The organism is Streptomyces sp. NPDC002537, assembly GCF_053594975.1.
In genome coordinates, this window is the sequence record NZ_JBSFWT010000006.1 from 114,741 (window position 1) to 140,295 (window position 25,555).

The window sequence follows — 25,555 nt, forward strand, 5'->3', positions numbered from 1 at the left end:
CGCGGCCTGCGGGATTCCTTCGCCAGTCGTGTCCACCCGTGTAGTTGGAATGATGGAAGAAGCCATGTCCTCCGGGCACGAGCACGCGTGACGTGTCTCTCAAGTACGAGCGGATCACATCGCTGTCGAAGTGCACCATCGCGTCGAAGCAGTGGACCAGCGTCACGGAATCCGCGGGAACGGGCCGGATGTCATAGCCGCTGTTCACGAAGAAACTGCACCGATCGCTCCCGGCGAACCGCCGCCTGCACATCTCCACGTTTTCGGGCCGAATGTCGATCATGGTGATGTGCTGTGCGTAGGCCTTCAGTTTCTCGGAGTTGCGGCCGTACCCGGCGGCGAGGTCCACGACGGACGAGAGGTCGAGATCTTTGAGCGCGGGGTATATCAGGCTTTTCCACTGCTGGTCCATATAGGACTCCGCTTCCGCGAAGTACTCACGGAAGCGCGGGTTCCGTGACCCCCAGGGATCACCCGAATATTTCGCGAGCGCCTGCAACCGCGCCTCGTCGGGCAACATCCGTCACCCCGTCCTCCCCGCGCCGGATCCGACACCGGGCACGGCCGGCTCGCGCCGCGTCAGTGCTTGACGAACAGTTCGAGGTCGTTGTGGCCGTCGCAGAAGACATAGTCGAACTGCTCGTTGACCAGCTCGTGCCAGTAGTTGTTCGTGTCCAGTGCCCAGATACCGAATTTATTGACGCTCACGCACTTCTGGCGCCCCGGCGGGGTGTTCGGTGTGATCACGGTCAGCGTCAGGCTCGTGAGATCTTTCCAGTACAGGTGCTGCCCCGGCTTCGGCCCGCCCAGCAGGTTGACCTTGCTCCAGGTGTTCTGGAAGTCGCCGTACTTCTGAAGACGCTCCGGGTCGGTCTCGCAGCCGTTGTTGTTGGTCCGGACGAGCTTGGTCCAGGTGTCGCTGCCGGACGCCGGGTCCCGGTAGCGCGCCGTGACCCATGAGGGAATGCATTCATTGGTGTTGGACAGGCCGGTGACGTCGAACCACATGTTGAAAGCTTTGAATTCCTCGCCGCCGACAGCCGACGCGGGCGCCGCGTCGACCAGGAGAGCGCTCAATGTCATTCCCAGCAGCATCGCGAACGCTCTTCGGTAGGCCCGAGTGGTGCGTCTGCCCATGACGAGATCTTCCTTTCTCAAGGCGATCCTGGGGTTGATCGTTTCGGGGAGGATCTGCTCGTGGGATCCGGCAGGGGTGATCGCGCCCCACTCTCCTGCTCTCCCGGAGTGCCGACAAGCATGCGATCTGGACACCCTGAGGACACGACGGCGCCCCCGGCACCACACGCCGGAACGGCTGCGGACGGCTGCACGGCTGCGGACGTCCGCGAACGGCAAAAGACGATGGCAAGGAGGTCGACCCACTCCTTGCCACTCTCAACATATAGCGCATGGGGGGCCTTGCGGCAAGGCCCAGGTCATGCCGCAGAATGGCCGGCCAAGGCCAGGACCTGCGGAAACGACAGGCACGGAGGTGCGGGTGCGCGCGCCGCCGGACCGCGTGGAGCGGCTGGCCGAAGATCCATATCGTTCCATGGGGGATTTCATGATTGACGTGATCGTGGTCGGCGGCGGACCGACCGGCTTGATGCTGGCCGGCGAGTTGCGGCTGCACGGCGTGCACGTGGTCGTGCTGGAGAAGCTGACCGAGCCGACCGCGCAGTCCCGCGGGCAGGGCCTGCACGCGCGCAGCGTCGAGGTGATGGACCAGCGCGGCCTGCTGGACCGGTTCCTCGCGGTCAGCGAGAAGTTTCAGGTCGGCGGTCTCTTCGGCGGCGTCATGAAGGCATGGCCGGACCGGCTGGACACGGCGCACCCGTACGGCGTCGCCACCCCGCAGCCGGTCACCGAGCGGCTGCTCAACGAGCGTGCGCTCGAACTCGGTACCGAGATCCGGCGCGGCTGTGAAGTGGTCGGGCTGAGCCAGGACGAGGACGGGGTGACGGTCGAGCTGGCGGGTGGGGGCACCCCCGCCGATGAGGGCGTGGCCGCCGGGGGAGAGGGACGCACGTACCTGCGCTCGCGCTATCTCGTCGGGTGCGACGGCGGCCGCAGTGCGGTGCGCAAGCTGCTCGGTGTCGGTTTCCCCGGCGAGCCCGCCAAGGTCGAGACGCTGCTGGGCCAGATGGAGGTGACCGAGGATCCGGCGACGATTGCCACCGCCGTCAAGGAAGTCAACAAGACCCAGCTGCGATTCGGTGTCACCGCCCCCGATGGGGAAGGGGTGTGCCGCGTCATCGTGCCCGCCGACGGGGTGGCCGAGGACCGTGCGACCGAGCCGACCCTCGACGAGTTCAAAAAGCAGCTGCGGGCCTACGCGGGCACCGACTTCGGCGTGCACTCGCCGCGTTGGCTGTCCCGGTTCGGTGATGCCACCCGGCAGGCCGAGCGTTACCGGGTCGGCCGGGTGCTGCTGGCCGGCGACGCGGCGCACATCCACCCGCCGACCGGCGGGCAGGGGCTCAACCTCGGTGTGCAGGACGCGTTCAACCTCGGCTGGAAACTGGCCGCCGCGGTCGACGGCTGGGCACCGGAGGGACTGCTGGACAGCTACCACACCGAACGGCACCCGGTGGCCGCCGCCGTGCTGGACAACACCCGCGCGCAGATCACGCTGTTGGGGGCCGATCCGGGTGCGACCGCGCTGCGGGAGCTGTTCTCGAAGCTGATGGACTTCGAGGAGGTGAACCGGTACGTGACCGGGATGATCACCGCGGTCGACGTCCGCTACGACTTCGGCGAGGGCCACGAACTGCTCGGCAAGCGGCTGCGGGACGTGAAGCTGAAGCAGGGCCGTCTCTACGAGCTGATGCACGGCGGCCGCGGCCTGCTGCTCGACCAGACCGGCCGGCTCTCGGTGGCGGGCTGGGCGGACCGGATCGACCACATCGTCGATGTCAGCGAGGAACTGGACGTGCCCGCGGTGCTGCTGCGGCCGGACGGCCACGTGGCGTGGGCCGGTGAGGACCAGCAGGATCTGCTCGGCCGACTGCCCAAGTGGTTCGGCACCGCCGCCGACTGAGCGCGCAGCGACGGCCCGCAGGGGCGGGCCGTCGCGACGGGGTACGCGACATCGTGGCGACGATCCGGGCCGAGCAGGACGGGGTCGTCCGGCTCCATCACCCCGAGGTGCCACTGATCGAGGACTCAGGGGCTGACGGCGAGGACGACGTAGGCCGCCAGGAGGGAGAGGTGCACGCCGCCCTGGAGCGGGGTGGCCCGGCCCGGGATCACGGTCAGGGTGCCGACGACAAGGGTGAGGGCGAGCAGCACCATATGGGTGGCGCCGAGGCCGAGTACGAGCGGGCCCTCCAGCCAGATCGTGGCCAGCGCGACCGCGGGAATGGTCAGGCCGATGCTGGCCATGGCCGAGCCGAGGCCGAGGTTGAGGCTGGTCTGGACACGGTCCCGGCGGGCGGCGCGTACGGCCGCGATCGTCTCGGGGAGGAGTACCAGCAGCGCGATGACGACGCCGACGACCGAGGCGGGCAGGCCGGCCGCGGCCACCGCGGACTCGATGGCCGGGGAGACTCCCTTGGCCAGGCCGACCACCGAGAGCAGCGCGACGGCGAGCAGCCCGAGGCTGGTCAGGGCGGTCCGGGCGGAGGGCGGGTCGGCGTGGCCGTCGGTGTCGATGACCTCACCGGCGGCGGTGACCGGGAGGAAGTAGTCGCGGTGGCGTACGGTCTGGGTCGCGACGAACAGGCCGTACAGGACGAGCGCGGCGAGGGCGGCGAAGACGAGCTGGGCCGTGGAGAACCGAGGTCCCGGGGTGCTGGTGGTGAACGTGGGCAGGACCAGGCTGAGTCCGGCCAGCGTCGCCACCGTCGCGAAGGCGGCGCCGGTGCCTTCGGCGTTGAACACCGCCACCCGGCGCCTGAGCGCGCACACCAGCAGGGACAGGCCGACGATGCCGTTACAGGTGATCATGACGGCGGCGAAGACGGTGTCGCGGGCCAGTGTGCTGCTCTTGTCACCGCCGTCGGCCATGAGCGTCACGATGAGGGCCACTTCGATGATGGTCACCGCGATGGCCAGGACCAGCGATCCGAACGGCTCGCCGACCCGGTGCGCGATGACCTCCGCGTGGTGCACGGCGGAGAGCACCGCACCGGCCAGGCAGCAGCTCACCAGGGCCACCGCCCCGCCGGACAGCGACCGCCCCCAGGTCAGGGCCAGGACGACGGCGGCCAGAGGTGGCACGAAGACGGGCCAGTGCACGACAGGCAAGCGGAGGCGAGCGTTCACGCCACAAGCTTCGCATATCACCCACATGTGCTGATGGATTCGTCAAGTCGAGGTTGACGGAATGCCTACTTCGCCCTGATGCGATGCCGTCATAGGCTCCCCGGTGGGTTGGGCTGGGAGGGGGCGGCACCGGCATGGGTACACCCGAAGTTGTCCTGATGACCGATCACAGCTCGATGGAGGGCAGTCGCGCCGCTCTGGCCACTGCCGTCGAGCTGCTCACCGGACGGCCGCCGGTACTGATCGACGCACGGCACTTCCTGGCAGGTGGAACCGGCCGGGCGCACAGGACCGGTACGACGGTCCGGCTCGAGGTTCCGGAGGAAGACCTGACGGTCACGCCGTCGGCCGTTCTCATCTACGAGATCCAGCCCGCGGAACGCCGGCGTTTCGCACCGTTCCAGCGACTGTTGCACCGGTTCGGGGCGGTCTCGCTCGGGACGAACGCCGACGCGTGGCGGGCCGCCACCGAGAAGAACATCACCGTGGAACGGTTCGCCCTCCACGGTATCCCGCACATGGAGACCGTCTGTCTGTCCCGGCCGAGCCGCCGGACGGCCGCCATGGCTTTCGAGAGACTCGGCCGGAACGTCTGGGCCCGGCCGACGCTCGGCACCAGCGGCAGGGACGTCTTCCACATCACCACCCTCGAGCAGTTGGACGACGCCGGTGACTACTACGCCGCCCATGCCGGGCAGGACTGGCTGATCTCCCGGGACGCCGCCAATTTCAACTCCCAAGGGCAGCGCCACCAGTACCGCGTATCCGTTCTGAACGGGCGCGCCGTCCAGGCGTGCGAGCACATCCAGGGGGAACCGGACTCGCCGTGCAACGAGGCCCAGGGCGCGGGCTGCACCCCCATGTCCGTCGACGAACTGCCGTCGGAGTTGTGCGAGCTCGCCGTTTCCGCCACGAAGTCCGTGGGGCTGCCCTTCGGCGGCGTCGACCTCGCCGTCGAGAACGGCGGCGTGGTCTTCGAGGTCAACGTGCACCCGATGCTCGGCTCGCAGCATCCCGCGATGTCGGCGGCGGTCCCGTACGTGGAAGCACACCTGGCCATGCTGTGATCCGCCGATCACTCACCGGCCCGCTTCGCCCGCGTCGGGGACCAGAGCCCGGCGGCGGTTCCGTCGTGGAGGTGCTGCTCGTATGTGACGACTTTGCCGTGGATGACGTCGAGGCAGGTGGTGAGGTCGTCGATCTTGGCTCGTACGTTCCGCTCGTGCTCGCGGAGCAGTTCGAGGCGGTCGGCCTCGTTGCCCGCACCGGCACGGACGAGCTCGGCGAACCTCCTGATCGTGGCGATCGGCATGCCCGAAGCGCGGAGCCGGTCGCACAGCAGGAGCCAGTCCACATCGGTCCGCGCATAGATCCGTTGCCCGCCGGCGGAGCGAGGGATCTCCCGCAGGAACAGCCCCTCGCGTTCGAAGAACCGCAGCGCGTGCACGCTCATCCCGGTCGTCTCGGAGACCTTCCCGATGGACAGACCGTTCACGTTCTCGCTCATGCCCGAACCGTATCTTGACCTAGCGTGCACTCCAGGTTCTAGCGTCGTCCGCATGATCACGAAACAGCACGGTCCCGGCTCCGGATCCGGCGCGCACAGCACCGCGGACGACGTTCTCGCCGGGAGCGACCTCACCGGGGTCACGGCCCTGGTCACCGGCGGGTATTCCGGGCTCGGCCTGGAGACCACCCGCGCGCTGGCCCGCGCCGGAGCGCGGGTCGTCGTCCCGGCACGGCGGCCCGCCACCGCCGGGGAAGCCCTGCGGGACACCCCCGGGACGGAGGTCCACCCGCTCGATCTGGCCGACTTGGAGAGCGTGCGGGCCTTCTCCGACCGCTTCCTGGAGACCGGGCGCGCCCTCGACATCGTCATCAACAACGCGGGTGTCATGGCCTGCCCGGAGACCCGCGTCGGGCCGGGCTGGGAAGCGCACTTCGCCATCAACCACCTCGGGCACTTCGCGCTCGTCAACCGCCTCCGTCCGGCCCTCTCCCCCGGCGCCCGGGTGGTGGCCGTGACCTCGGCCGGTCATTTCCTGAGCGGCATCCGCTGGGACGACCTCCACTTCCGCACGGGCTACGACCGCTGGCTCGCCTATGCCCAGTCCAAGACCGCCAACGCCCTGTTCGCCCGGCACCTCGACAGCCTCGGCGCCGAACAGGGTCTGCGCGCCTTCGCCGTGCACCCCGGCAGCATCCTCACCCCGCTGCAGCGCCATGTCCCGCGGGAGCAATGGCTCGCACTGGGGTGGGTGACACCGGACGGCGAGCCGGCCGAAGGCTTCAAGACACCGCGGCAAGGCGCGGCGACAGCCGTCTGGGCCGCGACCTCTCCCCTGCTCGACGCCCATGGCGGTGCCTACTGCCAGGACTGCGGCATCGCCGGGCCGGCCGACACCGATGACATGCTCACGGGCGGGGTCAAGCCCTGGGCCGCCGACCCCCACGCGGCCTCACGCCTCTGGGAGCTCTCCGGCGAACTCACCGGGGTGAGCACGTTCTGAACGCAGTACAGGCGTCACGGGGTCATGACTCCCTTTCGCCGCCCTTCGCCCACAGGGAGCGCACGTGGCCGAGGTGGCGTGCCATGCACTTCTCGGCGCCCTTGGCGTCGCCCGCGAGCATCAGGCCGAGGAGTTCGAGGTGTTCCTCGGCGGAGGGGATGAGCTCGCCGCGCTGGTCGAGGGCGGTCAGCCCGTACAGGCGTGAGCGCTTGCGCAGGTCGCCGACGGTCTCGACGAGGCGCTCGTTGCCGGAGAGTGCCAGCAGGGTGAGGTGGAACCGCCGGTCGGCCTCGAGGTAGCCGATGACGTCGTGGTCACGTGCGGCGCGCACGATCTCCTCGGCGACCGGGCGGAGCGCCTCGAGGTCCTCCCGGGCGGCGGTGCGCGTGACCCGGCCGGTGGTGGGGACCTCGATCAGCGTGCGGATCTCGGTGTACTGGTCCAGGTCGCGCTCGTTGACCTCGGTCACCCTGAATCCCTTGTTGCGGACCGGCTCGACCAGACCCTCGCGGGCGAGGTCGAGCATGGCCTCGCGCACCGGGGTCGCGGAGACGCCGAAGTCCTCCGCGAGCTGGGGCGCGGAGTAGACCTGGCCGGGGCGGAGTTCGCCGGAGATGAGCGCGGCCCGCAGGGCGTGGGCGACCTGGTCGCGCAGCCGCTCGGTGGCGGTGATGAGGTTGCGCTGCCTGAGGTGGCCCATGGTGTCCCGTCCCCTTCGTCCTCGGCCGGCCCGTACCCGCACGGATCAACGAGCGTACAATGTCACACCGTTCTCAGGGGGACAGGGTGTAGGTACGGCTGGAGGTGTAGAAGTCCAGCGCCGCGCGGCCCTGTTCGCGTGGCCCGTGGCCGGACGCCTTGGTGCCGCCGAACGGCAGGTGGAAGTCGACGCCGGTGGAAGGGGCGTTGACGCGGATCATGCCGGTGTCGAGGTGGTCGAGGCCGTGCAGCGCCGCGTCCAGGCCGGTGGTGTGGACCGACGTGACCAGCCCGTAAGGGGTCGAGTTGCTGATCCGTACGGCGTGCGGCAGGTCGTCCGCGGGCAGCAGGGCGGCGACGGGGGCGAAGACCTCCTCGGTGAGGAGCCGGTGGCCGGCCGGCAGCTTTTCGACCACGGTGGGGGCCGCGTACCAGCCGGGGCCCTCCGGGGCGGTGCCGACGGCGAGAACGGAGGTCCCGGACAGGGCCTGGTCGTAACGGTCGCGTGCCCGGCGTGAGATGAGAGGCCCGCACACGGTGGCCGGGTCGGCGGGGTCGCCCACGGGCAGGGCGCGCAGCGCCTCGGCGAGGGCTTCGCGCAGGGGGCCGAGGGCCGCGCCGACGGCGATCACACGGCTGGTGGCGGTGCACTTCTGCCCGGCGTATCCGGCGATGGCCGCGGCGAGGTGGGCGGCGGCCCTCTCGATGTCGGCGTCGGGCAGGACGATCGCCGCGTTCAGCCCGCCGGTCTCGGCCTGGACCGGAATGCCCCGGGCGGTGGCGGTACGGGCGACCGCGGCGCCGACGGCGGTGGAGCCGGTGAAGGAGACGACGTCGGCGGCCGAGACAACGGCGTCGCCCTCGGTCGCGCCGCCGGGCACGACCGTGAACACCGCGTCCGGCACGGCCTGTTGGACGAGTTCGGCGAGGCGCAGAGCGCACGCGGTGGCTTCGGGTGCGGGTTTGAGGACGACTGTGTTGCCGACCGCGAGCGCGGGTGCGGCTTTCCAGGAGGGGATGGCGAAGGGGAAGTTCCAGGGAGTGATCAGGCCGACGGCACCGTGCGGGCGGCGCCGGGTCAGCAGCAGTCCGGGGCCGCCCGCCGTCTCGTGGACGGCGCCGGACCGCTCGTAGGGGGCCTGGGCGTAGTACCGCCAGATCGCGACGGTGCGGGCCACCTCGGCGCGGGCCTCGGTGAGCGGCTTGCCGACCTCGCGTACGGCGAGGGCGGCGAGTTCCTCGGCCGCGGCCTCGACGGCCGTGGCCACGGCGGAGAGCGCCGAGGACCGTGCGGCGGCGCCGGCCTCCAGCCAGCCGGGCCGGGCGGCGCGGGCCCGCTCGACGGACCCGACGGCGGCACGGGCACCGGGCGCGGGCATCTCGACGACGGTGTCGGACGGGTCGGTCGGGCTGGAGGAGACGAGGGTCTGCTCGGCGGTCATAGGAGGAAGCCTCCGGGGAAGGGGTCGTCCGGGTCGAGGAAGTACTGGGCGGTGCCGGTGATCCAGGCGCGTCCGGTGATGGCGGGCACGACCGCCGGCACCCCGCCGACCCGTGTCTCCTCCACCAGGCGGCCGGTGAACCGGGTGCCGATGAAGGACTCGTTGACGAAGTCGCGGTGGAGCGGGAGCACGCCGCGGGCGTGCAGCTGGGCCATGCGGGCGGAGGTTCCGGTGCCGCAGGGGGAACGGTCGAACCAGCCGGGGTGGATGGCCATGGCGTGCCGCGAGTGGTGCGCGTCGGAGCCGGGGGCGGTGAGGTAGACGTGTTTGAGTCCGTTGATCTCGGGGTGTTCGGGGTGGACGGGCCGGTCGGGCGAGGCGTCGACCGCTTCCATGATCGCGAGCCCGGCGGCGAGCAGGTCGTCCTTGCGGGCCCGGTCGAAGGGCAGCCCCAGGGCGTCGAGTTCGACGAAGGCGTAGAAGTTGCCGCCGAAGGCGAGGTCGTACGTCACCGCCCCGAGGCCCGGTACGTGCGCCTTCCGGTCGAGGCCGGCGCAGAAGGCGGGCACGTTGGTGAGAGTGACGGCCTTGGCCGCGCCGCCCTCGACCCGTACGTCGACGGTGACCAGGCCGGCCGGGGTGTCGAGGCGCACGGTGGTGACCGGCTCGGTGACCGGCACCATGCCGGTCTCCACGAGGACGGTCGCGACTCCGATGGTGCCGTGCCCGCACATCGGCAGCAGCCCGGAGACCTCGATGTAGAGGACGCCGTAGTCGGCGTCGGGGCGGGTGGGCGGCTGGAGGATCGCGCCGCTCATGGAGGCGTGGCCGCGCGGCTCGTACATCAGGAGTGTGCGGAGGTGGTCCAGGTGCTCGATGAAGTGGAGCCGGCGCTCGGCCATGGTGGCGCCGGGGATCACACCGACGCCACCGGTGATGACGCGCGTGGGCATGCCCTCGGTGTGCGAGTCGACGGCATGGAAGACATGGCGGGTACGCACGGGAATCCTTTCGGCGGATGTGGTCTCGGCGGATGCCGTCGGGCCGTCAGTGGTGCCCGTGGGCGACGGCCTTCCCGGTGGCGGCGCGCACCGCGGCCTCGGTCCCGCCAGTGAGCGGGAGGCGCGGCGGGCGGGTGGGGCCGCCGTGGTGGCCGGCGATGTCCATGGAGAGCTTGATGGCCTGCACGAACTCGGTCCTGGAGTCCCAGCGCAGCAGGGGGTGCAGCGACCGGTAGAGGGGCAGTGCCGTGGACAGGTCCCCGGCGACGGCGGCCCGGTACAGCTCGGCGCAGGTGGCGGGGAAGGCGTTGGGGTAGCCCGCGACCCAGCCGACGGCGCCGGCGGTGGCGAGCTCCAGGAGGACGTCGTCCGCGCCGGCCAGCAGGTCGAGTCCGGGGGCGAGTTCGGCGGTCTCGTAGGCGCGCCGGACGTCGCCGCTGAACTCCTTGACGGCCACGATGCCGCCGTCGGCGTGCAGCCGGGCCAGCAGGGCGGGGGTCAGGTCGACCTTGGTGTCGAATGGGTTGTTGTAGGCGACGACGGGTATCCCGGCCCGCGCGACCTCCGCGTAGTGGGCGCGGACCGACCGCTCGTCGGCGCGGTAGGTGTTGGGGGGCAGCAGCAGGACGGAGCCGCAGCCGGCCTCGGCGGCCTGCTCGGCCCAGCGGCGGGCCTCGGCACTGCCGTAGGCGGAAACGCCGGGCATCACCCGCGCTCCGTCGCCGGCCGCTTCGACAGCAGTGCGCACCAGCCGGGCGCGTTCCTCCGCCGTGAGGGTCTGGTACTCGCCGAGGGAGCCGTTGGGGACGACTCCGTCGCAGCCGTTGCCGATGAGCCGGCGGACGTGTTCGGCGTAGGCGTCGTAGTCGACGGTGAGGTCCTCGCGCAGCGGGAGCGTCGTGGCGACCATGATGCCGCGCCAGGGCCGGTCGGTGGTCCAGGAGTTGGCGGTCATGCCGGTGGTCCTTTCTGCAGTGAGGGAGAGTCAGGAGGTGCAGTCGTCCTCTTCGGCGGGCTGGTCCGCCAGGGCCCCGAGCGGTACGGGCACGGCGAGCGGCCGGCGTTCGGCGGCGGGCGGTACGGACCCCTGTGCCGTACCGCCCGCCGCGAGGCAGGCCACGGCCGCGCCGCACATCCGGCCCTGGCACCAGCCCATGCCGGCCCGTGTGAGGAGCTTGACGGTCCGGGCATCCCGGGCGCCGAGGTCCGCGACCGCCTCGCGGATGCCGCCCGCGGTCACCTCCTCGCAGCGGCACACGTCGGTGTCGTCGGTGAGCCAGCCGGTCCAGCCGGGGCCGGGCGCGTGGGCGGCGGCCATGGCGTCGGCGAAGGCGCGCAGCCGGTCGCGGCGCCGGGCCAGGTCCCGTACGCGCCGGCTGCCGGTCAGGGCGGGCAGTCCGCGCAGCCGGGCAGCCACCGCGATGCCCGCCAACTCTCCTTCGAGGCACGCCAGTTGCCATCCTCCGATGCCGCCGGTCTCGCCCGCGGCCCACAGGCCGGGCACCGAGGTCTCCTGGAGGTCGTCCAGGGCGAGGGCGTGCGTTCCGTCGGGCGTGTGCCGTGTCGCGCAGCCGAGGCCGGTGGCCAGCTCCGTCTGGGGTACGAGCCCGTGCCCGACGGCGAGGGCGTCGCAGGCGATGCGGCGGCCCGTACCGGGCACCGGCCGCCAGCCGCGGTCGAGCCGGGAGACGGTGACGGCCTCGACGCGGTCGGTGCCGTGCGCTTCGGTGACCGCGCTGCGGGTGCGCACCGGTATGCGGTGGCGCAGCAGCGCGGAGCCGTGGACGGCGGCTTCGAGGAGCTTGTCCGGGTTGGCGGCGAGCGTGCGCGGTCTGCGCGCGTAGCCGAGGTATCCCGACGCCTCGGCCACCGCGGGGACCCGGGCGCCCGCGGCGGCGAGCGAGGAGGCCACGGCGAGCAGGAGCGGCCCGCTGCCCGCGACGACGATCCGCTGTCCGGGCAGGACGAGCCCGGACTTGAGCATGGCCTGGGCGCCGCCCGCTCCGACGACGCCGGGCAGGGTCCAGCCGGGGAAGGGGAGTTGCCGCTCGTACGCGCCGGTGGCGAGGAGGACGGTGCGGGCCCGTATGCGGACCGGGGCGCCCCCGTCGGTGCCGGTGAGGGCGTGCACGGTCCACGGCCCGTCGTCCTGCCGCTGGACGGTCCACACGTGGTGGTGGGCGAGGTGTGTGACGCCGCTCGCCCCAAGGCGGTGGCGCAGTGCGGCGAAGGCGGCCCAGTCGTGGTGCAGGGCCTGTGGCCGGGTGGCGCCCAGGCCGGGGGCGGGGTGGCGGAAGTACTGGCCGCCGGGCTGCCCGGCGGCGTCCAGGAGGGCGACGGACAGGCCGAGTTCGCGGGCGGTGACGGCTCCGGCGAGTCCGGCGGGTCCGGCGCCGATCACCGCGAGGTCGTACGGGTCAGACGGCGAGGTCGGCATGGCCGTGCCCCTCCTGGGTGGTGATCACGTCGCCGGGCCGGGCGGGCACGAGGCAGGCCCGGCAGTTGGGCTCTCCGTTGACGGTGGCGAGGCAGTCGTAGCACTGGCCGATGCCGCAGAACGCGCCGCGCGGGCGGCCGCCGTCGCGGGTGGTGCGCCAGGCGAGGACGCCCGCTCCCCACAGCGCGGCGGCGACGGACTGGCCGGGCAGGGCGCCGACCGTACGGCCGTCGAAGGTGATCTCGAAGGGCGGGCCGGGCTCCGCCCTGACCAGGTCGGCGGGGGTACGGGCCACTGCGGGCCTCCTCTCGGGGAAGGCGTCGGTGAGGGGGTCTCAGGCCGCCGGGGCGAATCGGCCGGGGCTGAACGGGCCGATGTCGAGCGGTGGTTGACTGTTCGTCAGGAGTCGGGCGATGACGAGGCCGGTGGCCGGGGCGAGTCCGATGCCCGCGCCCTCGTGCCCGCAGGCGTGCAGCAGGCCGGGCACGCGGGGGTCGAAGCCGATGGCGGGCAGGTGGTCGGGCAGGTAGGGGCGGAATCCCGTGTACGTCCGCATGGCCCGCACCCCGGCCAGCACCGGGAACAGGGCCGTGGCCCGGGCGGCGAGGCGGCGCAGCGCCTCCACCGACAGGGTGCGGTCGAAGCCGACCCGTTCGCGGCTGGCGCCGATCAGCACCGGGCCCGCCGGGGTGCCCTCGACCACCGCGGAGGTCTGCAGCGCCGCCGAGCCGCTGGCGACGTCGGAGACGTAGTCCGCGGCATAGACCTTGTGCCGCACGAGGCGCGGCAGCGGTTCGGTGACGAGCACGAAGCCGCGGCGGGGCCTGACGGGCAGGTGGGTGCCGGCGAGCCGGGCCACCTCGCCGCCCCAGGGGCCGGACGCGTTGACCACGTACGGGGCGTGCAGGTCCCCGGCCGTGGTGCGGACGCCCCGCACCTGTCCGTGCGGGCCGGTGAGGACGGCGGTGGCCTCCTCGCCGGTGTGCACCCGGGCGCCCGAGGCGCGCAGCAGGTGGGCGGCGGCGAGGGCGGGCTGGACCTGGGCGTCCTGCGGGTAGCGCATGCCGCCGCCGAGGCCGGGCGCGAGGTGCGGTTCGAGGTCGTGCAGTTGGTCGGCCGGTATCTCCTCGGCCGTGACGCCCGCCTCGGCCTGGGCGGCCGCGAACTTCCGCAGCGCGGCCGTTCCGGTGGCGTCGGCGGCCACGACGAGGCCGCCTTTGGCCTCGTACTCGATCCGCGGCGGGAGCTCCTGGGCCAGATCCCGCCACAAGCTCGCGGAGAGCAGGGCGAGTTCGAGCTCGGGGCCGGGCTCCTTGTCGGAGACCAGGAGGTTTCCTTCTCCGGCGCCGGTGGTCCCGCCGGCGACGGGGCCACGGTCGATCACGGTGACGGAGAGGCCGGAGCGGGCGGCGTAGTGGGCACAGGCGGCGCCGACCACGCCCGCCCCGACGACGATGACGTCCGGTGGGCTCATGGGCACATCAGTAATATTTCACATTGCACTGTGCCTGCCAAGGGCTGGTACGGACTTGGACTCCCCCATCTCCCCCTGTCCGCCGATGAGTTCGCCCATCCACGCCTCGATCGCGTCGGGCGTGCGCGGCAGCGCCCCCGACAACAGGCGTGCCCCGTCGGCGGTGACGACCAGGTCGTCCTCGATCCGCACGCCGATGCCGCGGAGCCCGGCCGGCAGCGTCTCGTCGTCGGACTGGAGGTAGAGGCCGGGCTCGACCGTGAGCACCTGCCCCTCCTCCAGCACCCCGTCGAGGTAGACGTCCGCCCGTGCCTGCGCGCAGTCGTGGACGTCGAGACCGAGCATGTGGCCGCTGCTGCACAGGGTGTACCTGCGGTGGAAGTCGCCCTCGGTGCTGCCCAGGATGCCCCATTCGGCGAGCCCCTCGGCGATGACCCGCATGGCGGCCCGGTGGAAATCGCGGAAGCTCGCCCCCCGGTTCGAGCGCGGCCATGCCCGCGTCCTGGGCGGCGAGGACGAGTTCGTAGACCTGCCGCTGGACGGGCGAGAAGCGGCCCGACAGCGGGAGGGTGCGGGTGATGTCGGCGGTGTAGAGGGTGTCCGTCTCCACCCCGGCGTCCAGCAGGAGGAGTTCACGGGGGTCCAGGCGGCCGTCGTTGCGTATCCAGTGCAGGACGCACGCGTGCGCCCCGGAGGCGGCGATGGTCTCGTAGCCGGTTCCGTTGCCCTCCGCGCGGGCGCGCAGGCCGAAGACGCCCTCGATCCACCGCTCGCCGCGCGGGTGGGCCAGGGCGCGCGGCAGTGCCCGTACGACGTCCTCGAAACCCGCGGTGGTGTGATCCACGGCCAGTTGCAGCTGCCCGACCTCCCAGGCGTCCTTGACCAGCCGCAACTCGCTCAGGACAGTGGCCAGTCCGGCGTCGCGGGAAGCGTCGCGGCCGGGCGGCAGCCGGCCGTGGACATCGAGGTGCGCGCAGCGGATGCCGGTCATGCGCTCGGCCTCGGCGAGGTCGGGGCGTCGGCCGACCCAGAACTCGCCGTAGCGGCGGTCCCGGTAGAACTCCCCGCCGGCGCGCGGTGAGCGTGGCCGGACGTACAGCACCGCCTCGTGCCGGTGCGGCCCGTCGGGCTCCAGGACCAGCAGGTGACCGGCCTGCTCCTCGCCGGTCAGCCCGGTGAGCCAGGCGTACGCGCTGTGCGGGCGGAAGCGGTGGTCGCAGTCGTTGGAGCGGACCTTGAGCTCGCCCGCGGGCACGATCAGCCGTTCACCGGGGAAGCGCGCCGAAAGCCTCGCCCGGCGCGCGGCGGCGAGGCCGGCCACCGGCAGTCCGATGTCGCCGGGCAGTGGCGTCGTGGCCCAGCCGTCCGCCATGAACGTCTCGAACTCCGCCGAAACCGGCAGGTCGTGACTTACCGTTCGGATCGCCGCAACTGCGTTTTCCTGCACGGGATTCCTCCTCGGGCACGGGTGGGGCAGCGCAACAACTGACGTCTTGTCAGTGCAATTTCACATTACTATGCCGTGGGTCACACCGACGCGGCCGGCCGGTTCTTCCCGGGCTCCGCACCCTCAGCGGTCGACCGGCAGGCCCCGCGGCTCCTTGATCCGTTTCATGATGATCTGCGAGTTGACCTCGGTGACACCGGACAGCGTGGTGAGGCGCTCGATCCACAGCCGCTCGTAGGCGGTGATGTCGGCAACCGCGATCCGCAGCAGACAGCCGGGACTGCCGAAGAGGCGGTACGCCTCGACGACGTCGGGGATGTCCTGGAGCGCCGCCTCGAACGCCTCGACCGCGGCCCGGTCGCGTCTGACCTCGACGGAGACGAGGACCTCGAAGCTCCTCCCGACGGCTTCGGGGTCGATGACCGCCCGGTAGCCCTGGATGACGCCGTCCTGTTCGAGCTGACGGACGCGGCGCATGCACGGGGAGGACGTGAGGCCGACCCGCTGGGCCAGCTCCTGGATGGTCAGCCGGCCGTCTTCCTGGAGCTCACGCAAGATACTCCTGTCAATCTGGTCCACGGCGCAATTATCCACCACACCTTCCGCTCGAGCACGCCTGATGTGGCCATCCGATTGCGTGCGATTCGTCCTATGGTTGCTCCCGCCCCGGGCGCCGCACAGCAACCGGCGTACAGGGGCATGCCCCAGGCCGCTGCGGACAGCGGACCCACGGCACCCGCATGCGGCACGTCGCCGCACGCGGCAACGATCATCGGCGGAGGAGCGGGCGGACATGGGACAGATCGTCGTCATCAGCACGGGCGGGACGATCGCCAGCCGCTGGCAGGGCTCCGGGTTCGCCGCCGAGGCCCGGGGCGGTGACGTGCTGGCCACGGCCGTCGTGCCCGAGGGCGTGTCCGTGCGGGTCGTCGACCTGATGAGCGTGAACAGTGCCCGGCTCACCACCGCGCACCAGCTGGCGCTCCTGCGCACCGTGCACGAGGTACTGGCCGATCCCGGCGTGGACGGCATCGTCGTCACGCACGGCACGGACACCCTGGAGGAGTCCGCCTTCCTGCTCGACCTCCATCACGACGATCCCCGGCCGGTGGTCCTCACCGGCGCCCAGCGTCCGCTCGAAGCACCGGACGGCGACGGGCCGCGCAACCTCCACGACGCGCTGCTGACGGCGGCGTCGGTTCGCGGGCTCGGCGTCCTGGTGGTCTTCGACGGGCAGGTGCACGCCGCCCGCGGCACGGTGAAGGTGCGGACGCTCGCCGCCGACGCGTTCGCCGACCCCTCCGGCGGCCGGGTCGCGGACGTGGGAGCCGACGGGGTCGTCGTCCACCGCCGCCCCGGGCGCCCGGCGCCGCTCCCCCTGCCGTCGGCCGCCGGGCCGCTGCCCCGGGTCGACATCGTCATGCATCACTGCGACGCGGACCCGCTGTTCCTCGACGCCGCCGTCGAGGCGGGCGCCCAGGGCATCGTCCTGGTGGCGACGGGGGCGGGCAACGCCACCCCCGAGATCAGCGCCGCCGTCGGGACAGCGGTCTCCCGCGGTGTGCTCGTCGCCCTCACCACACGCGTGCCCACCGGACCGGTCGCGGAGATCTACACCCACGGCGGTGCCGTGGACCTCGCCGCCGCCGGAGCGGTACTGACCGGCACCCTGCGCGCCGGGCAGGCGCGGATCGCCGTGCTCGCCGCGGTCCTCTCCGCCACGGACCCGGCCGGACGCACCCGCACACTGCGCCACGCACTCGACATCCCCGCAGCGGCTGCCGCGGCCGCCTGACGTCCCCTCCCCCACGTTCTCCCGCACCTGATCGGATCCCCCCCATGCCGGTACCCGCTCCCACCTCGCCCCACGACCACCCGCAGGTCCGCACCGAGCACGACCTGCTCGGCGACAGGGACGTCCCCGCGGCCGCGTACTACGGTGTCCACACCCTGCGGGCCGTGGAGAACTTCCCCGTCACCGGCATCCCGATCGCCGCCCACCCCGACCTCGTCATCGCCCTGGCCTCCGTCAAACAGGCCGCCGCCCAGGCCAATCGCGACCTGGGGCTGCTGGACGGCCGCAAGGCGGACGCCATCGTGCGGGCCTGCGAGGAGATCCGTGCCGGGCGGCTCCACGAGCAGTTCGTCGTCGACGTCATCCAGGGCGGCGCCGGCACCTCCACCAACATGAACGCCAATGAGGTCGTCGCCAACCGGGCGCTGGAACTCCTCGGCCACGACAAGGGCGAGTACCGGCACCTCCACCCGCTGGAGGACGTCAACGCCGGGCAGAGCACCAACGACGTCTACCCCACCGCCGTCGGTCTCTCCCTGCAACTCGCCGCCGGACGCCTGCTGGAGGCCATGGAGACACTGCGCCAGGCGTTCGCGGCCAAGGCGGAGGAATTCGCGGACGTCCTCAAGATGGGGCGCACGCAGCTCCAGGACGCGGTACCCATGACGCTCGGCCAGGAGTTCGCCGCGTACGCCGTCATGCTGGCCGAGGACCGGGCGCGCCTGACGGAGACCTGTGTACTGCTGCGCGAGATCAACCTCGGCGGCACCGCCATCGGCACCGGACTCAACGCCCACCCGAGGTATGCCGAGGTGGCCTGCGCCCACCTGAGCGGTATCACCGGCATACCGCTCACCGTCGCCGGTGACCTCGTCGAGGCCACTCAGGACGTGGGTGCGTTCGTCCAGCTCTCCGGCGTGCTCAAGCGGATCGCCGTCAAGCTCTCCAAGACCTGCAACGACCTGCGCCTGCTCTCGTGCGGCCCCCGCGCCGGCCTCGCCGAGATCAACCTGCCGCCCGTGCAGGCGGGTTCGAGCATCATGCCCGGCAAGGTGAACCCGGTGATCCCCGAGGTGGTCAACCAGATCGCCTTCGAGGTCATCGGCAACGACGTGACCGTCACCTTCGCCGCCGAGTCCGGCCAGCTCCAGCTCAACGCCTTCGAACCGGTCATCGCGCACAGCCTGCTCAAGAGCCTCACCCACCTGCGGGCCGGCTGCCTGACCCTCGCCGAGCGGTGCGTCGGCGGCATCACCGCCAACCGTGAACACCTGGCCCGCCTCGTCGGACAGTCCATCGGCCTCGCCACCGCGCTCAACCCGCACATCGGCTACGAACAGGCCACCGCCGTCGCCCAGGAGGCACTGACCACCGGTGCGTCGGTGCAGGACCTCGTCCTGGCCAAGGGCCTGCTCACCCCGGAGCGGCTCCGGCAGATCCTCCACCCGGACAGCCTCGCCCGCCCCCACACCCGGACGACCGCGACCACCGGCTCCTGACCCCCTCCCCTCGCTCACCTCCCACACTGTTGGCGCGCTTTCCCGCCAACAGTGTGGGAGTTCGCCTCTTCGCCGGTGCTCTCGGGAAAGATCTTTCCCATGTCCGACTCCTGTGCCGACGATGTCGCCGTCTCCGCCCCCGGGAAACCCTCCGAGCGGCCCGGACCGCCGCCGTACGCATGGCGCTGGGTGGCGCTGTGGGTGATCCTCGCCGGTGAGGCGATGGACATGCTCGACGCGCTGGTGGCCAATGTCGCGGCGCCGTCGATCCGCGCGGAGCTGGGCAGCGGGGCGAGCGTGACGCAGTGGCTCGGTGCCGCGTATGCGCTGGCGATGGCGGTCGGGCTGATCACGGGCGGGCGGCTGGGGGACGTCGTGGGGCGCCGGCGGATGTTCCTGACCGGAACGTTCGGGTTCACCGTCGCCTCGCTGCTGTGCGCGGCGGCCCCGTCGCCGGAGGTGCTGATCGGCTCGCGCGGGGTGCAGGGGCTGTTCGGCGCGGTGATGATCCCGCAGGGGCTCGGCCTCATCAAGGAGATGTTCCACGGCAAGGAGGCGGGCAAGGCGTTCGGGATGTACGGGCCGGTGATGGGGCTGTCGTACGTGGGCGGCCCGGTGCTGGCCGGATGGCTGGTGAGTGCCGACTTCTTCGGGGCCGGCTGGCGCATGGTCTTCCTGATCAACCTGCCGTTCGGGCTGCTCGCGCTGCTCGGCGGATGGCGGTTCCTGCCCGAGCCGGGCCGTACGGCCACGGCGCGACTCGACCTCGTCGGGGTCGTGCTCGCCTCGGCCGCCGCGCTGCCGGTCGTCTTCCCGCTCGTGCAGGGACGTGAGCTGGGCTGGCCGGTATGGGCGTTCGTCTCCATGGCGGCCGGGGTGGCCCTGTTCGGGCTCTTCGGCTGGTACGAGGCGCGCACGGCGCGGGCCGGCGGCGACCCGCTGGTGGTGCCGGGGCTGTTCCGCAAGAGGGCCTTCTCGGCCGGATTGGTGACGGGGGCGGTGCTGTTCGCCGCGGTGGCGGGCTTCTCGCTGGTGCTCAGCCTCTATCTGCAGTCGGGGCTGGGGGCCTCGCCTCTCGAGGCGGGTCTGGCCGTACTGCCCTGGTCGGCGGGGACCGTCGTCGGCTTCGCCGTCGTACAGGTACTGGACGGCTCGGGGGCGCTCGACCGGCTCGGCCGCGGGCTCGTCCGGACCGGCGTGGTGGTGATGGCCCTGGGCACCGGCGCGTTCGCGCTCACGCTCCAGCTCGCCGGCGCGCGGGTCACGGTGTGGCAGGGCGCGCCGGCGCTGGCCGTCGTCGGGCTGGGCATGGGGCTGGTGATGGGCCCGTTCTTCCATACGGTGCTGGCCGCGGTGGAGCCGCACGAAATGGGCTCGGCGGCCGGGACGCTGACCGCGGTGCAGCAGTTCGGCAGCGCGCTGGGGGTCGCGGTGCTGGGCACGGTGTTCTTCTCCGCGCTCGGCGGCCAGGTCGCCGGTGCCACGGACACGGTCGCCCCCGGGGTGCTCGGTTCGGCCGGGGTGACCGGCGCGGACCGGTCCGCTCTCGTGGTGGCCCTGCGCGAGTGCGGGCGGGAGGCCGCCGGGTCCAGGGACCCCGGGGCGCCGCCCGACTCCTGCCGCCGGCTGACGGGCCGCCCCGCCGCCGAGGCGGGCCGGGCGGCCGTCAGGCTCGGCTACGCCCGGACCATGAAGATCACCCTGGGCGCGGAGGCCGGCCTGCTCGCGGTCACGCTCGTGGCCTCCTTCCTGCTCCCCCGGCCCGGCCGGACGCCGGGCCACTGACCCCGACGAGGGCATCGGCTCGTTCCCAGGTCACCGCCTCCAGGTCACCACCTCCAGGACGTCGGCTGGCCGGGTCGTGATGTCGCTGGTTGACAGACGGAGCACAAACGTCCACTCTCATCAGCTGAACTAGCCGTCATAGCCTGACTGTTAGCGATAAGTCCCTCAAAAACGTTGGTTTACAGGCCATTTGACCCGGGCAATCGATCAGATCATGGTCATGCCACACAGGCCGGGCCCCGGGTACCGCCAAGACAGGGAGACCGACTCATGCTGCCCGCGATGCCGCACGACGAACGTGAACACTTCCTCGCCGACCTGCATGTCGGCGTTCTGGGCGTCACCGACCCCCGGGGCAGCCGCGCACCGCTGCTCGTACCGGTCTGGTACCACTACGAGCCCGGAGGGGAGGTCGTCGTGCAGACCGGCCGGGAGACGATCAAGGCCCGGCTCCTGCGCGAGGCCGGCCGGTTCAGCCTGTGCGCGCAGGACGAGAACCGGCCGTACCGGTACGTCAGTGTGGAAGGTCCCGTCACCTCGGTCTCCGACCCGGTGGACCCGGCCCTGCGCGAGGCCATGGCCTGCCGCTATCTGGACCCCGAGGAAGCACGGTCGTACCTGACGGCGACATCGGACCAGCTCAGGGACGACATCACCTTCCACATGCGCCCACAGCACTGGCGCACCGCGAACTTCGCCGCTTTCGCCGCCGAATTCGCCGAGGACGGCAAGGACGGCTGACGCCCCGCATAACCGCACGACCCGCACAACGCACGTCAGGCAATGGAGACATGACACCCCCCGCACCTCGAACGAGCAGGAATTCATGGCAGATATCGACGTTTTCGCCCGATCGGTTACCGTTGCCTCACCCGCCCCGACCGCTCCGCACAGCCCGGCCGGCGCGTACGGCCCCCATATGCGCGACTACCCACGGGACCACCGCATACCGGAGCTTTTCGAGGCGCAGGCCACGGCCCGGCCGCAGGCCCTCGCGGCTCGGCACGGGGGCCGCACCCTGACCTACGGGCAGCTCGACGCCCACTCCGACGCCCTCGCGGCGCGCCTGCTGGCGCAGGGCGTCGAGCCGGGTTCGCCGGTGGGCGTGTGCGGCAGCCGTTCGCTGGAGGCGCTGGTCGCCCTGCTGGGCATCCTCAAGGCCGGCTGCGCGTACGTACCGCTCGACGAGGACCTTCCGCCCGGCCGGCTGCGGGCCATGGCCGAGGACACCGGGCTGCGCGCGGCCGTCGTACTGCCGGGCAGCGCGGGCCGTGTGCGCGGGCTGCGCGTCCGCGTCGAGCTCGACGCCGTCGACGGCACCGCTCCCGCGGGCCCGGCCCCCACCAGGGTCACGACCGCCTCGTCTGCCTCGTCCGCCGCCGACTGCGCCTATGTGGTGTTCACTTCCGGCTCGTCCGGCCGCCCCAAACCGGTGGCGATCCCCCACCGCGGCGTGGCCCGCCTGGTGCTTTCCGACCGCGAGCTGCCCCCGCCCGGCCCCGGCGACGGCGTGCTGCACGCCTACGGCCTGTCCTCCGACGCCTCCACGATCGAGATCTGGGGCGCGCTGCTCACCGGCGCCTGCCTGGTCCTCGCGGACCGCGAGGAACTGCTCTCGCCCCTCGCGCTGGAGGAGCTGTTCCGGACCCGGGGGGTGACCGTCGCCTACCTCACGACCAGCGTCTTCCACCTCGTGGCGCGGACCCGCCCCGAGGCCCTGTCCCGGCTGCGCTTCGTCTCGGCCGGCGGGGAGGCGATGGACCCCCGCCTCACGAACGCCGTCCTGGCGGCCTGCCCCGGCACCACGGTGGTCAACTTCTACGGTCCGACGGAGAATTCGGTGGTCTCCACCGCGCATGTGGTGCGCGCGCTGCCCGCCGACGCCGCACACGTCCCCATAGGCCGCCCCTTCGGCGCCTCCACCTGCCATGTCCTGCGCTCCGACGGATCGGCCGCGGCACCGGGCGAGGAAGGGGAGCTGTACGTCGGCGGGGACGGCCTGGCCCTGGGCTACCTCGGCGACCCGCGGCTGACCGCCGAACGGTTCGTCAGCCTGCCCGCGATCGAGCCGCACGGTCCGCTGTACCGGACCGGCGACCGGGTCGTACGGGACGCCGACGGCCTGCTGGAGTACCGGGGGCGGCTGGACCACCAGGTGAAGCTGCGCGGCGCGCGCATCGAACTCGAAGAGGTCGAGGCCCGGCTGCGGGCCCATCCCGAGGTCGGCGAGGCCGTCGTCCAGGTCGAGTCGGGGGCACTGACCGCCTACGTCACCGCCGCCGTCCCCGGCAGCACCCTGCCGCTGCCCGACCTGCGCCGGTACTGCGCGGACTGGCTGCCGCCCCAGGCCGTCCCGGCGCTCGTGGCGATGGAGCACTTCCCGGTGACCAGCGGCGGCAAGGTCGACCGCGCCCGGCTGAGAACCGCCGCCCCGCTCCCCGGAGAAACGGACGAGGCGAAGGTCGAGGGCCTGCTCGACGTGCTCACCGAGGTGTGGCAGAGGGTGCTGCGCGTACGCCCCGCCCCGCAGGACGACTTCTTCCTCCTCGGCGGCGACTCCCTGCTCGCCTCCGAGGCCGTCACCCGCACCCTCGCGGTGCTGGACCTCGACGCCGCGCTGGGCTCCACCCTGATCAGGACCCTGCTGGCCGCACCCACCCTGGAAGGTTTCACCGCGGCCGTACGGGAGCTGCGCGGCGGATCCGGCGGTACGGCGCGGCCGGAGCCGGCCGTCGACTTCGAGCGCGAGAGCGCACTCGGTTTCGAGCTCCAGCCCGCCGAGGGCCCGGCCCCGCGTCCGCACGATCCGGCGGACGTGCTGCTCACGGGCGCCTCGGGCTTCGTCGGCGCGTTCCTCCTGGACCGCCTCCTGCGCTCGACGGGCGCGCGCGTCCACTGCCCCGTACGGGCGTCGAGCCGCGCGCATGCCGGGCAGCGGGTGCGCAACGCGCTCGCCCGCTACGGCCTGAGCCCGGACGAGGCCGCGTGGCGGCGGGTGGAGTGCTTCCCCGCGGACCTGGCGGAGCCCGGACTCGGGCTGTCCGCCGAGCACGCCGCCGAGCTGTCCGGCCGTCTGGACCTGGTGGTGCACAACGCCGCCCGCGTCAACTTCCTCTACCCCTACGAGGAGTTGCGGTCGGCGAACGTCGACGGCACCCGGGAGGTCGTCCGGCTCGCGGCGCCCCGGCGGGTGCCCGTGCACTTCATCTCCACCGTCGCCGTCGTCGCCGGCTTCGGCACGGCCGGTGTGCGCGAGGTCGACGAGGACACTCCGCTGGCCCACGCGGACGGGCTCACCATGGGCTACGCGGAGAGCAAGTGGGTCGCCGAAGGGGTGCTGCGCCAGGCCGCGGAACAGGGGCTGCCGGTCGCCGTGTACCGGCCGTACGAGGTGACGGGCGACCGGGTGCGCGGTGCGTGCAACACCGAGACGGCGATCTGCTCGCTGTTCAAGACGATCGCCGAGACGGGCCTCGCCCCCGACATAGAGCTGCCGATGGACTTCGTGCCCGTCGACCACCTCGCCGAGTCCGTGGTCCACATCGCCACGCACCGCCCGGCCACCGGGCAGGTCTACCACCTCACCAACCCGCGCCCGGCGATGCTGACGGACGTCCTCGACCGGATGCGCGCGGTGGGCTTCGAACTGCGGACGCTGCCCTACGCGCAGTGGGTGGGCGAACTGGTGCGCCACGTCAGCCGGAATCCGACCAGCCCGACGGCACCGTTCGTGTCCCTGTGCGTGGACCGCAGCCGCAAGGCCGACATGTCGGTCAAGGAGATGTACATGAAGGGCACGTTCCCGGTGCTGGGACGGCGCAATGCCGAGAAGGCGCTGGCCGACAGCGGGCTGCACTGCCCGCCGGTCGATTCCGCCCTGCTGGACCGGTACCTGGAGTACTTCTTCTCCTCCGGCTACATCGGCCGGCCGGTGCGAGAACACCCCTCGTCCGGAACGGAGCACGGCGCATGAGCGGCACCGAAGCACTCGTCCCGGTTCCGGCCGTCGAACCGGGCACCGCCGGACCGCCGTGCGCGTACGCCCGGCTGCGCGAGGAACAGCCGGTCGTCAAGGCACAGCTGCCCAACGGCGAGACGGGCTGGCTGATCAGCCGCTACGAGGACGCGCGGGCCGCCTTCGCCGACCCCCGGCTCATCCGGCCGCTGCTCTCGGCCTGGCCGCCCCGCGAGGGGGAGGACGCCCCGCCGCCGTGCCTGCCGACGTTCCTGGAGATGACCGGCGCACACCACGAGCGCGTGCGCCGTACCGTCCTGCCGCTCTTCGGCCGGCGTCGGCTGGAGTTCATGGAGCCGCGGATCCGGACGATGGCGGAGGAGCTGATCGACGAGATGACGGCCTCGGCCGGCGGCGGCACGGCGGACCTGATCGCCTCGTACGTCGAGCCGCTGCCGCTGCGGGTGCTGTGCGAGACGGTCGGGCTGCCGCACGAGGACCGGGGCACGTATCTGCCGCACACCCTCACCCTCCTCGGCGCCGCCGGACTGTCGATGGACGAGGTCCTCGCCGCCCTGTACGCGCTCCAGGACTACGCGTCCGAGCTGATCGGCCGCAAGGAGGGCGAGGAGGGCGACGACTACATCCACCTCCTGCTGGCCGAGAGCCGCCGCGCGGGCAGCGAGCTGACCCGTGACGACGTCGTCAGCTTCGTCGTCACCATGCTCATGGCCGGTTACAAGACCAATATGCAGCACACCGGCAACGCGCTGCTCGCGCTGCTCACCCACCCCGAGCAGCTGCGGAAGCTGCGCGACGATCCCGAGGGGATCGGCACGGCGGTGGAGGAGCTGCTGCGGTACGTCCCGCTGATGAACGCCATCAACATCCTCGTCGCGAAGGAGGACTTCACCCTGCACGGGCAGCGGATCCGCGCCGGTGACGCGGTCGTGCCGGTCCCCGCCTCCGCCAACCGCGACCCGGCGGCCTTCGCCGACCCCGACCGTCTCGACCTGACCCGGACGCCCAACGCGCACATCGCGTTCGGGCACGGGCCGCACGCCTGCACCGGGGGCCATCTGACCCGGCTGCAACTCGGCACGGCCGTACAGGTGTTGCTGGAGCGGCTGCCCGGCATCGAGCTCGCCGTCCCCGCGGAGTCGATCCCCTGGGACGAGTCCACCCCGTTGCGCGCGCCGGCGCGGCTTCCGGTGCGCTGGTGACCCGCCCCGCCGACCCACGACC

20 protein-coding genes and 2 pseudogenes are annotated in these 25,555 nt (G+C 72.2%); 9 read left to right on the top strand and 13 right to left on the bottom strand.

Translation table 11 applies throughout. From position 1 onward, the window contains the following. Position 1 precedes the first annotated feature (1 nt). Positions 2–520: pseudogene (locus ACWD4A_RS04785) on the bottom strand (class I SAM-dependent methyltransferase); the annotation flags it as partial. A 59-nt stretch (positions 521–579) separates the two neighbouring features. Then, positions 580–1,137 carry a hypothetical protein gene (locus tag ACWD4A_RS04790; protein ID WP_451189545.1) on the bottom strand — a complete coding sequence of 186 codons (558 nt, stop codon included), beginning with the start codon at positions 1,135–1,137 and terminating at the stop codon, positions 580–582. Between the two features lie 427 nt (positions 1,138–1,564). Here ACWD4A_RS04790 and rox point away from each other — a divergent pair, with 427 nt between their 5' ends. Beyond that, positions 1,565–3,040 (top strand): rifampin monooxygenase, encoded by a 1,476-nt coding sequence (rox, locus tag ACWD4A_RS04795; protein WP_451189548.1) that lies wholly within the window; start codon positions 1,565–1,567, stop codon positions 3,038–3,040. A 125-nt stretch (positions 3,041–3,165) separates the two neighbouring features. On the opposite strand, the gene ACWD4A_RS04800 is transcribed toward rox, so the two are convergent. Beyond that, the gene (locus ACWD4A_RS04800; protein ID WP_451189549.1) at positions 3,166–4,266 is read right to left on the bottom strand and encodes a calcium:proton antiporter; all 1,101 of its coding nucleotides are present in this window, start codon (positions 4,264–4,266) and stop codon (positions 3,166–3,168) included. A 158-nt stretch (positions 4,267–4,424) separates the two neighbouring features. Here ACWD4A_RS04800 and ACWD4A_RS04805 point away from each other — a divergent pair, with 158 nt between their 5' ends. Further along, positions 4,425–5,333, top strand: a complete 909-nt coding sequence (locus ACWD4A_RS04805) for an ATP-grasp domain-containing protein (protein ID WP_451189552.1) — start codon at positions 4,425–4,427, stop codon at positions 5,331–5,333. Between the two features lie 8 nt (positions 5,334–5,341). On the opposite strand, the gene ACWD4A_RS04810 is transcribed toward ACWD4A_RS04805, so the two are convergent. After that, positions 5,342–5,773, bottom strand: coding sequence for a MerR family transcriptional regulator (locus ACWD4A_RS04810; RefSeq protein WP_451189554.1), 432 nt, complete (start codon positions 5,771–5,773; stop codon positions 5,342–5,344). Positions 5,774–5,825: 52 nt separating this feature from the next. Here ACWD4A_RS04810 and ACWD4A_RS04815 point away from each other — a divergent pair, with 52 nt between their 5' ends. Beyond that, the gene (locus ACWD4A_RS04815; protein ID WP_451189557.1) at positions 5,826–6,776 is read left to right on the top strand and encodes an SDR family NAD(P)-dependent oxidoreductase; all 951 of its coding nucleotides are present in this window, start codon (positions 5,826–5,828) and stop codon (positions 6,774–6,776) included. 22 nt (positions 6,777–6,798) lie between these two features. Here ACWD4A_RS04815 and ACWD4A_RS04820 read toward each other — a convergent pair whose 3' ends face one another. The 9 genes and pseudogenes from ACWD4A_RS04820 to ACWD4A_RS04860 all read right to left on the bottom strand — a co-directional run bounded on the left by ACWD4A_RS04820 (position 6,799) and on the right by ACWD4A_RS04860 (position 15,855). After that, positions 6,799–7,476: a GntR family transcriptional regulator gene (locus tag ACWD4A_RS04820; RefSeq protein WP_451189559.1), complete on the bottom strand. Its 678-nt coding sequence runs from the start codon at positions 7,474–7,476 to the stop codon at positions 6,799–6,801. A gap of 73 nt (positions 7,477–7,549) precedes the next feature. Continuing rightward, positions 7,550–8,917, bottom strand: coding sequence for an aldehyde dehydrogenase family protein (locus ACWD4A_RS04825; RefSeq protein ID WP_451189561.1), 1,368 nt, complete (start codon positions 8,915–8,917; stop codon positions 7,550–7,552). Then, positions 8,914–9,918: a proline racemase family protein gene (locus tag ACWD4A_RS04830; protein ID WP_451189562.1), complete on the bottom strand. Its 1,005-nt coding sequence runs from the start codon at positions 9,916–9,918 to the stop codon at positions 8,914–8,916. Before ACWD4A_RS04830 ends, ACWD4A_RS04825 begins: the two co-directional genes overlap by 4 nt. Positions 9,919–9,964: 46 nt before the next feature. After that, complete coding sequence (locus ACWD4A_RS04835; RefSeq protein ID WP_451189564.1) at positions 9,965–10,873, bottom strand: dihydrodipicolinate synthase family protein; 909 nt, start codon at positions 10,871–10,873, stop codon at positions 9,965–9,967. Between the two features lie 30 nt (positions 10,874–10,903). After that, positions 10,904–12,355, bottom strand: coding sequence for an FAD-dependent oxidoreductase (locus tag ACWD4A_RS04840; protein WP_451189566.1), 1,452 nt, complete (start codon positions 12,353–12,355; stop codon positions 10,904–10,906). Beyond that, the gene (locus ACWD4A_RS04845; protein ID WP_451189568.1) at positions 12,336–12,650 is read right to left on the bottom strand and encodes a (2Fe-2S)-binding protein; all 315 of its coding nucleotides are present in this window, start codon (positions 12,648–12,650) and stop codon (positions 12,336–12,338) included. Before ACWD4A_RS04845 ends, ACWD4A_RS04840 begins: the two co-directional genes overlap by 20 nt. Before the next feature lie 39 nt (positions 12,651–12,689). Then, positions 12,690–13,829: an NAD(P)/FAD-dependent oxidoreductase gene (locus ACWD4A_RS04850; protein WP_451189571.1), complete on the bottom strand. Its 1,140-nt coding sequence runs from the start codon at positions 13,827–13,829 to the stop codon at positions 12,690–12,692. Positions 13,830–13,847: 18 nt separating this feature from the next. Then, positions 13,848–15,276 (bottom strand): annotated as a pseudogene (locus ACWD4A_RS04855) (aminopeptidase P family protein). A 123-nt stretch (positions 15,277–15,399) separates the two neighbouring features. Beyond that, positions 15,400–15,855, bottom strand: coding sequence for an Lrp/AsnC family transcriptional regulator (locus tag ACWD4A_RS04860; protein WP_451189574.1), 456 nt, complete (start codon positions 15,853–15,855; stop codon positions 15,400–15,402). 214 nt (positions 15,856–16,069) lie between these two features. On the opposite strand from ACWD4A_RS04860, the gene ACWD4A_RS04865 reads away from it, so the two are divergent. From ACWD4A_RS04865 to ACWD4A_RS04890, 6 genes are all read left to right on the top strand, one after another. Further along, on the top strand, positions 16,070–17,071 hold the full coding sequence (locus tag ACWD4A_RS04865) for an asparaginase (RefSeq protein ID WP_451189576.1): 1,002 nt from the start codon (positions 16,070–16,072) through the stop codon (positions 17,069–17,071). Positions 17,072–17,115: 44 nt separating this feature from the next. Further along, entirely contained in the window at positions 17,116–18,570 is a 1,455-nt protein-coding gene (locus tag ACWD4A_RS04870; RefSeq protein WP_451189578.1) for an aspartate ammonia-lyase, read from the top strand. Between the two features lie 99 nt (positions 18,571–18,669). Then, a complete protein-coding gene (locus ACWD4A_RS04875; protein ID WP_451189580.1) occupies positions 18,670–20,355 on the top strand; it encodes an MFS transporter in 1,686 nt (561 codons plus the stop codon). A gap of 270 nt (positions 20,356–20,625) precedes the next feature. Further along, positions 20,626–21,096 carry a pyridoxamine 5'-phosphate oxidase family protein gene (locus ACWD4A_RS04880; protein ID WP_451189583.1) on the top strand — a complete coding sequence of 157 codons (471 nt, stop codon included), beginning with the start codon at positions 20,626–20,628 and terminating at the stop codon, positions 21,094–21,096. Between the two features lie 178 nt (positions 21,097–21,274). Further along, complete coding sequence (locus tag ACWD4A_RS04885) at positions 21,275–24,328, top strand: amino acid adenylation domain-containing protein (RefSeq protein WP_451189585.1); 3,054 nt, start codon at positions 21,275–21,277, stop codon at positions 24,326–24,328. After that, positions 24,325–25,533, top strand: coding sequence for a cytochrome P450 family protein (locus tag ACWD4A_RS04890; RefSeq protein ID WP_451189587.1), 1,209 nt, complete (start codon positions 24,325–24,327; stop codon positions 25,531–25,533). Before ACWD4A_RS04885 ends, ACWD4A_RS04890 begins: the two co-directional genes overlap by 4 nt. Positions 25,534–25,555 lie beyond the last annotated feature (22 nt).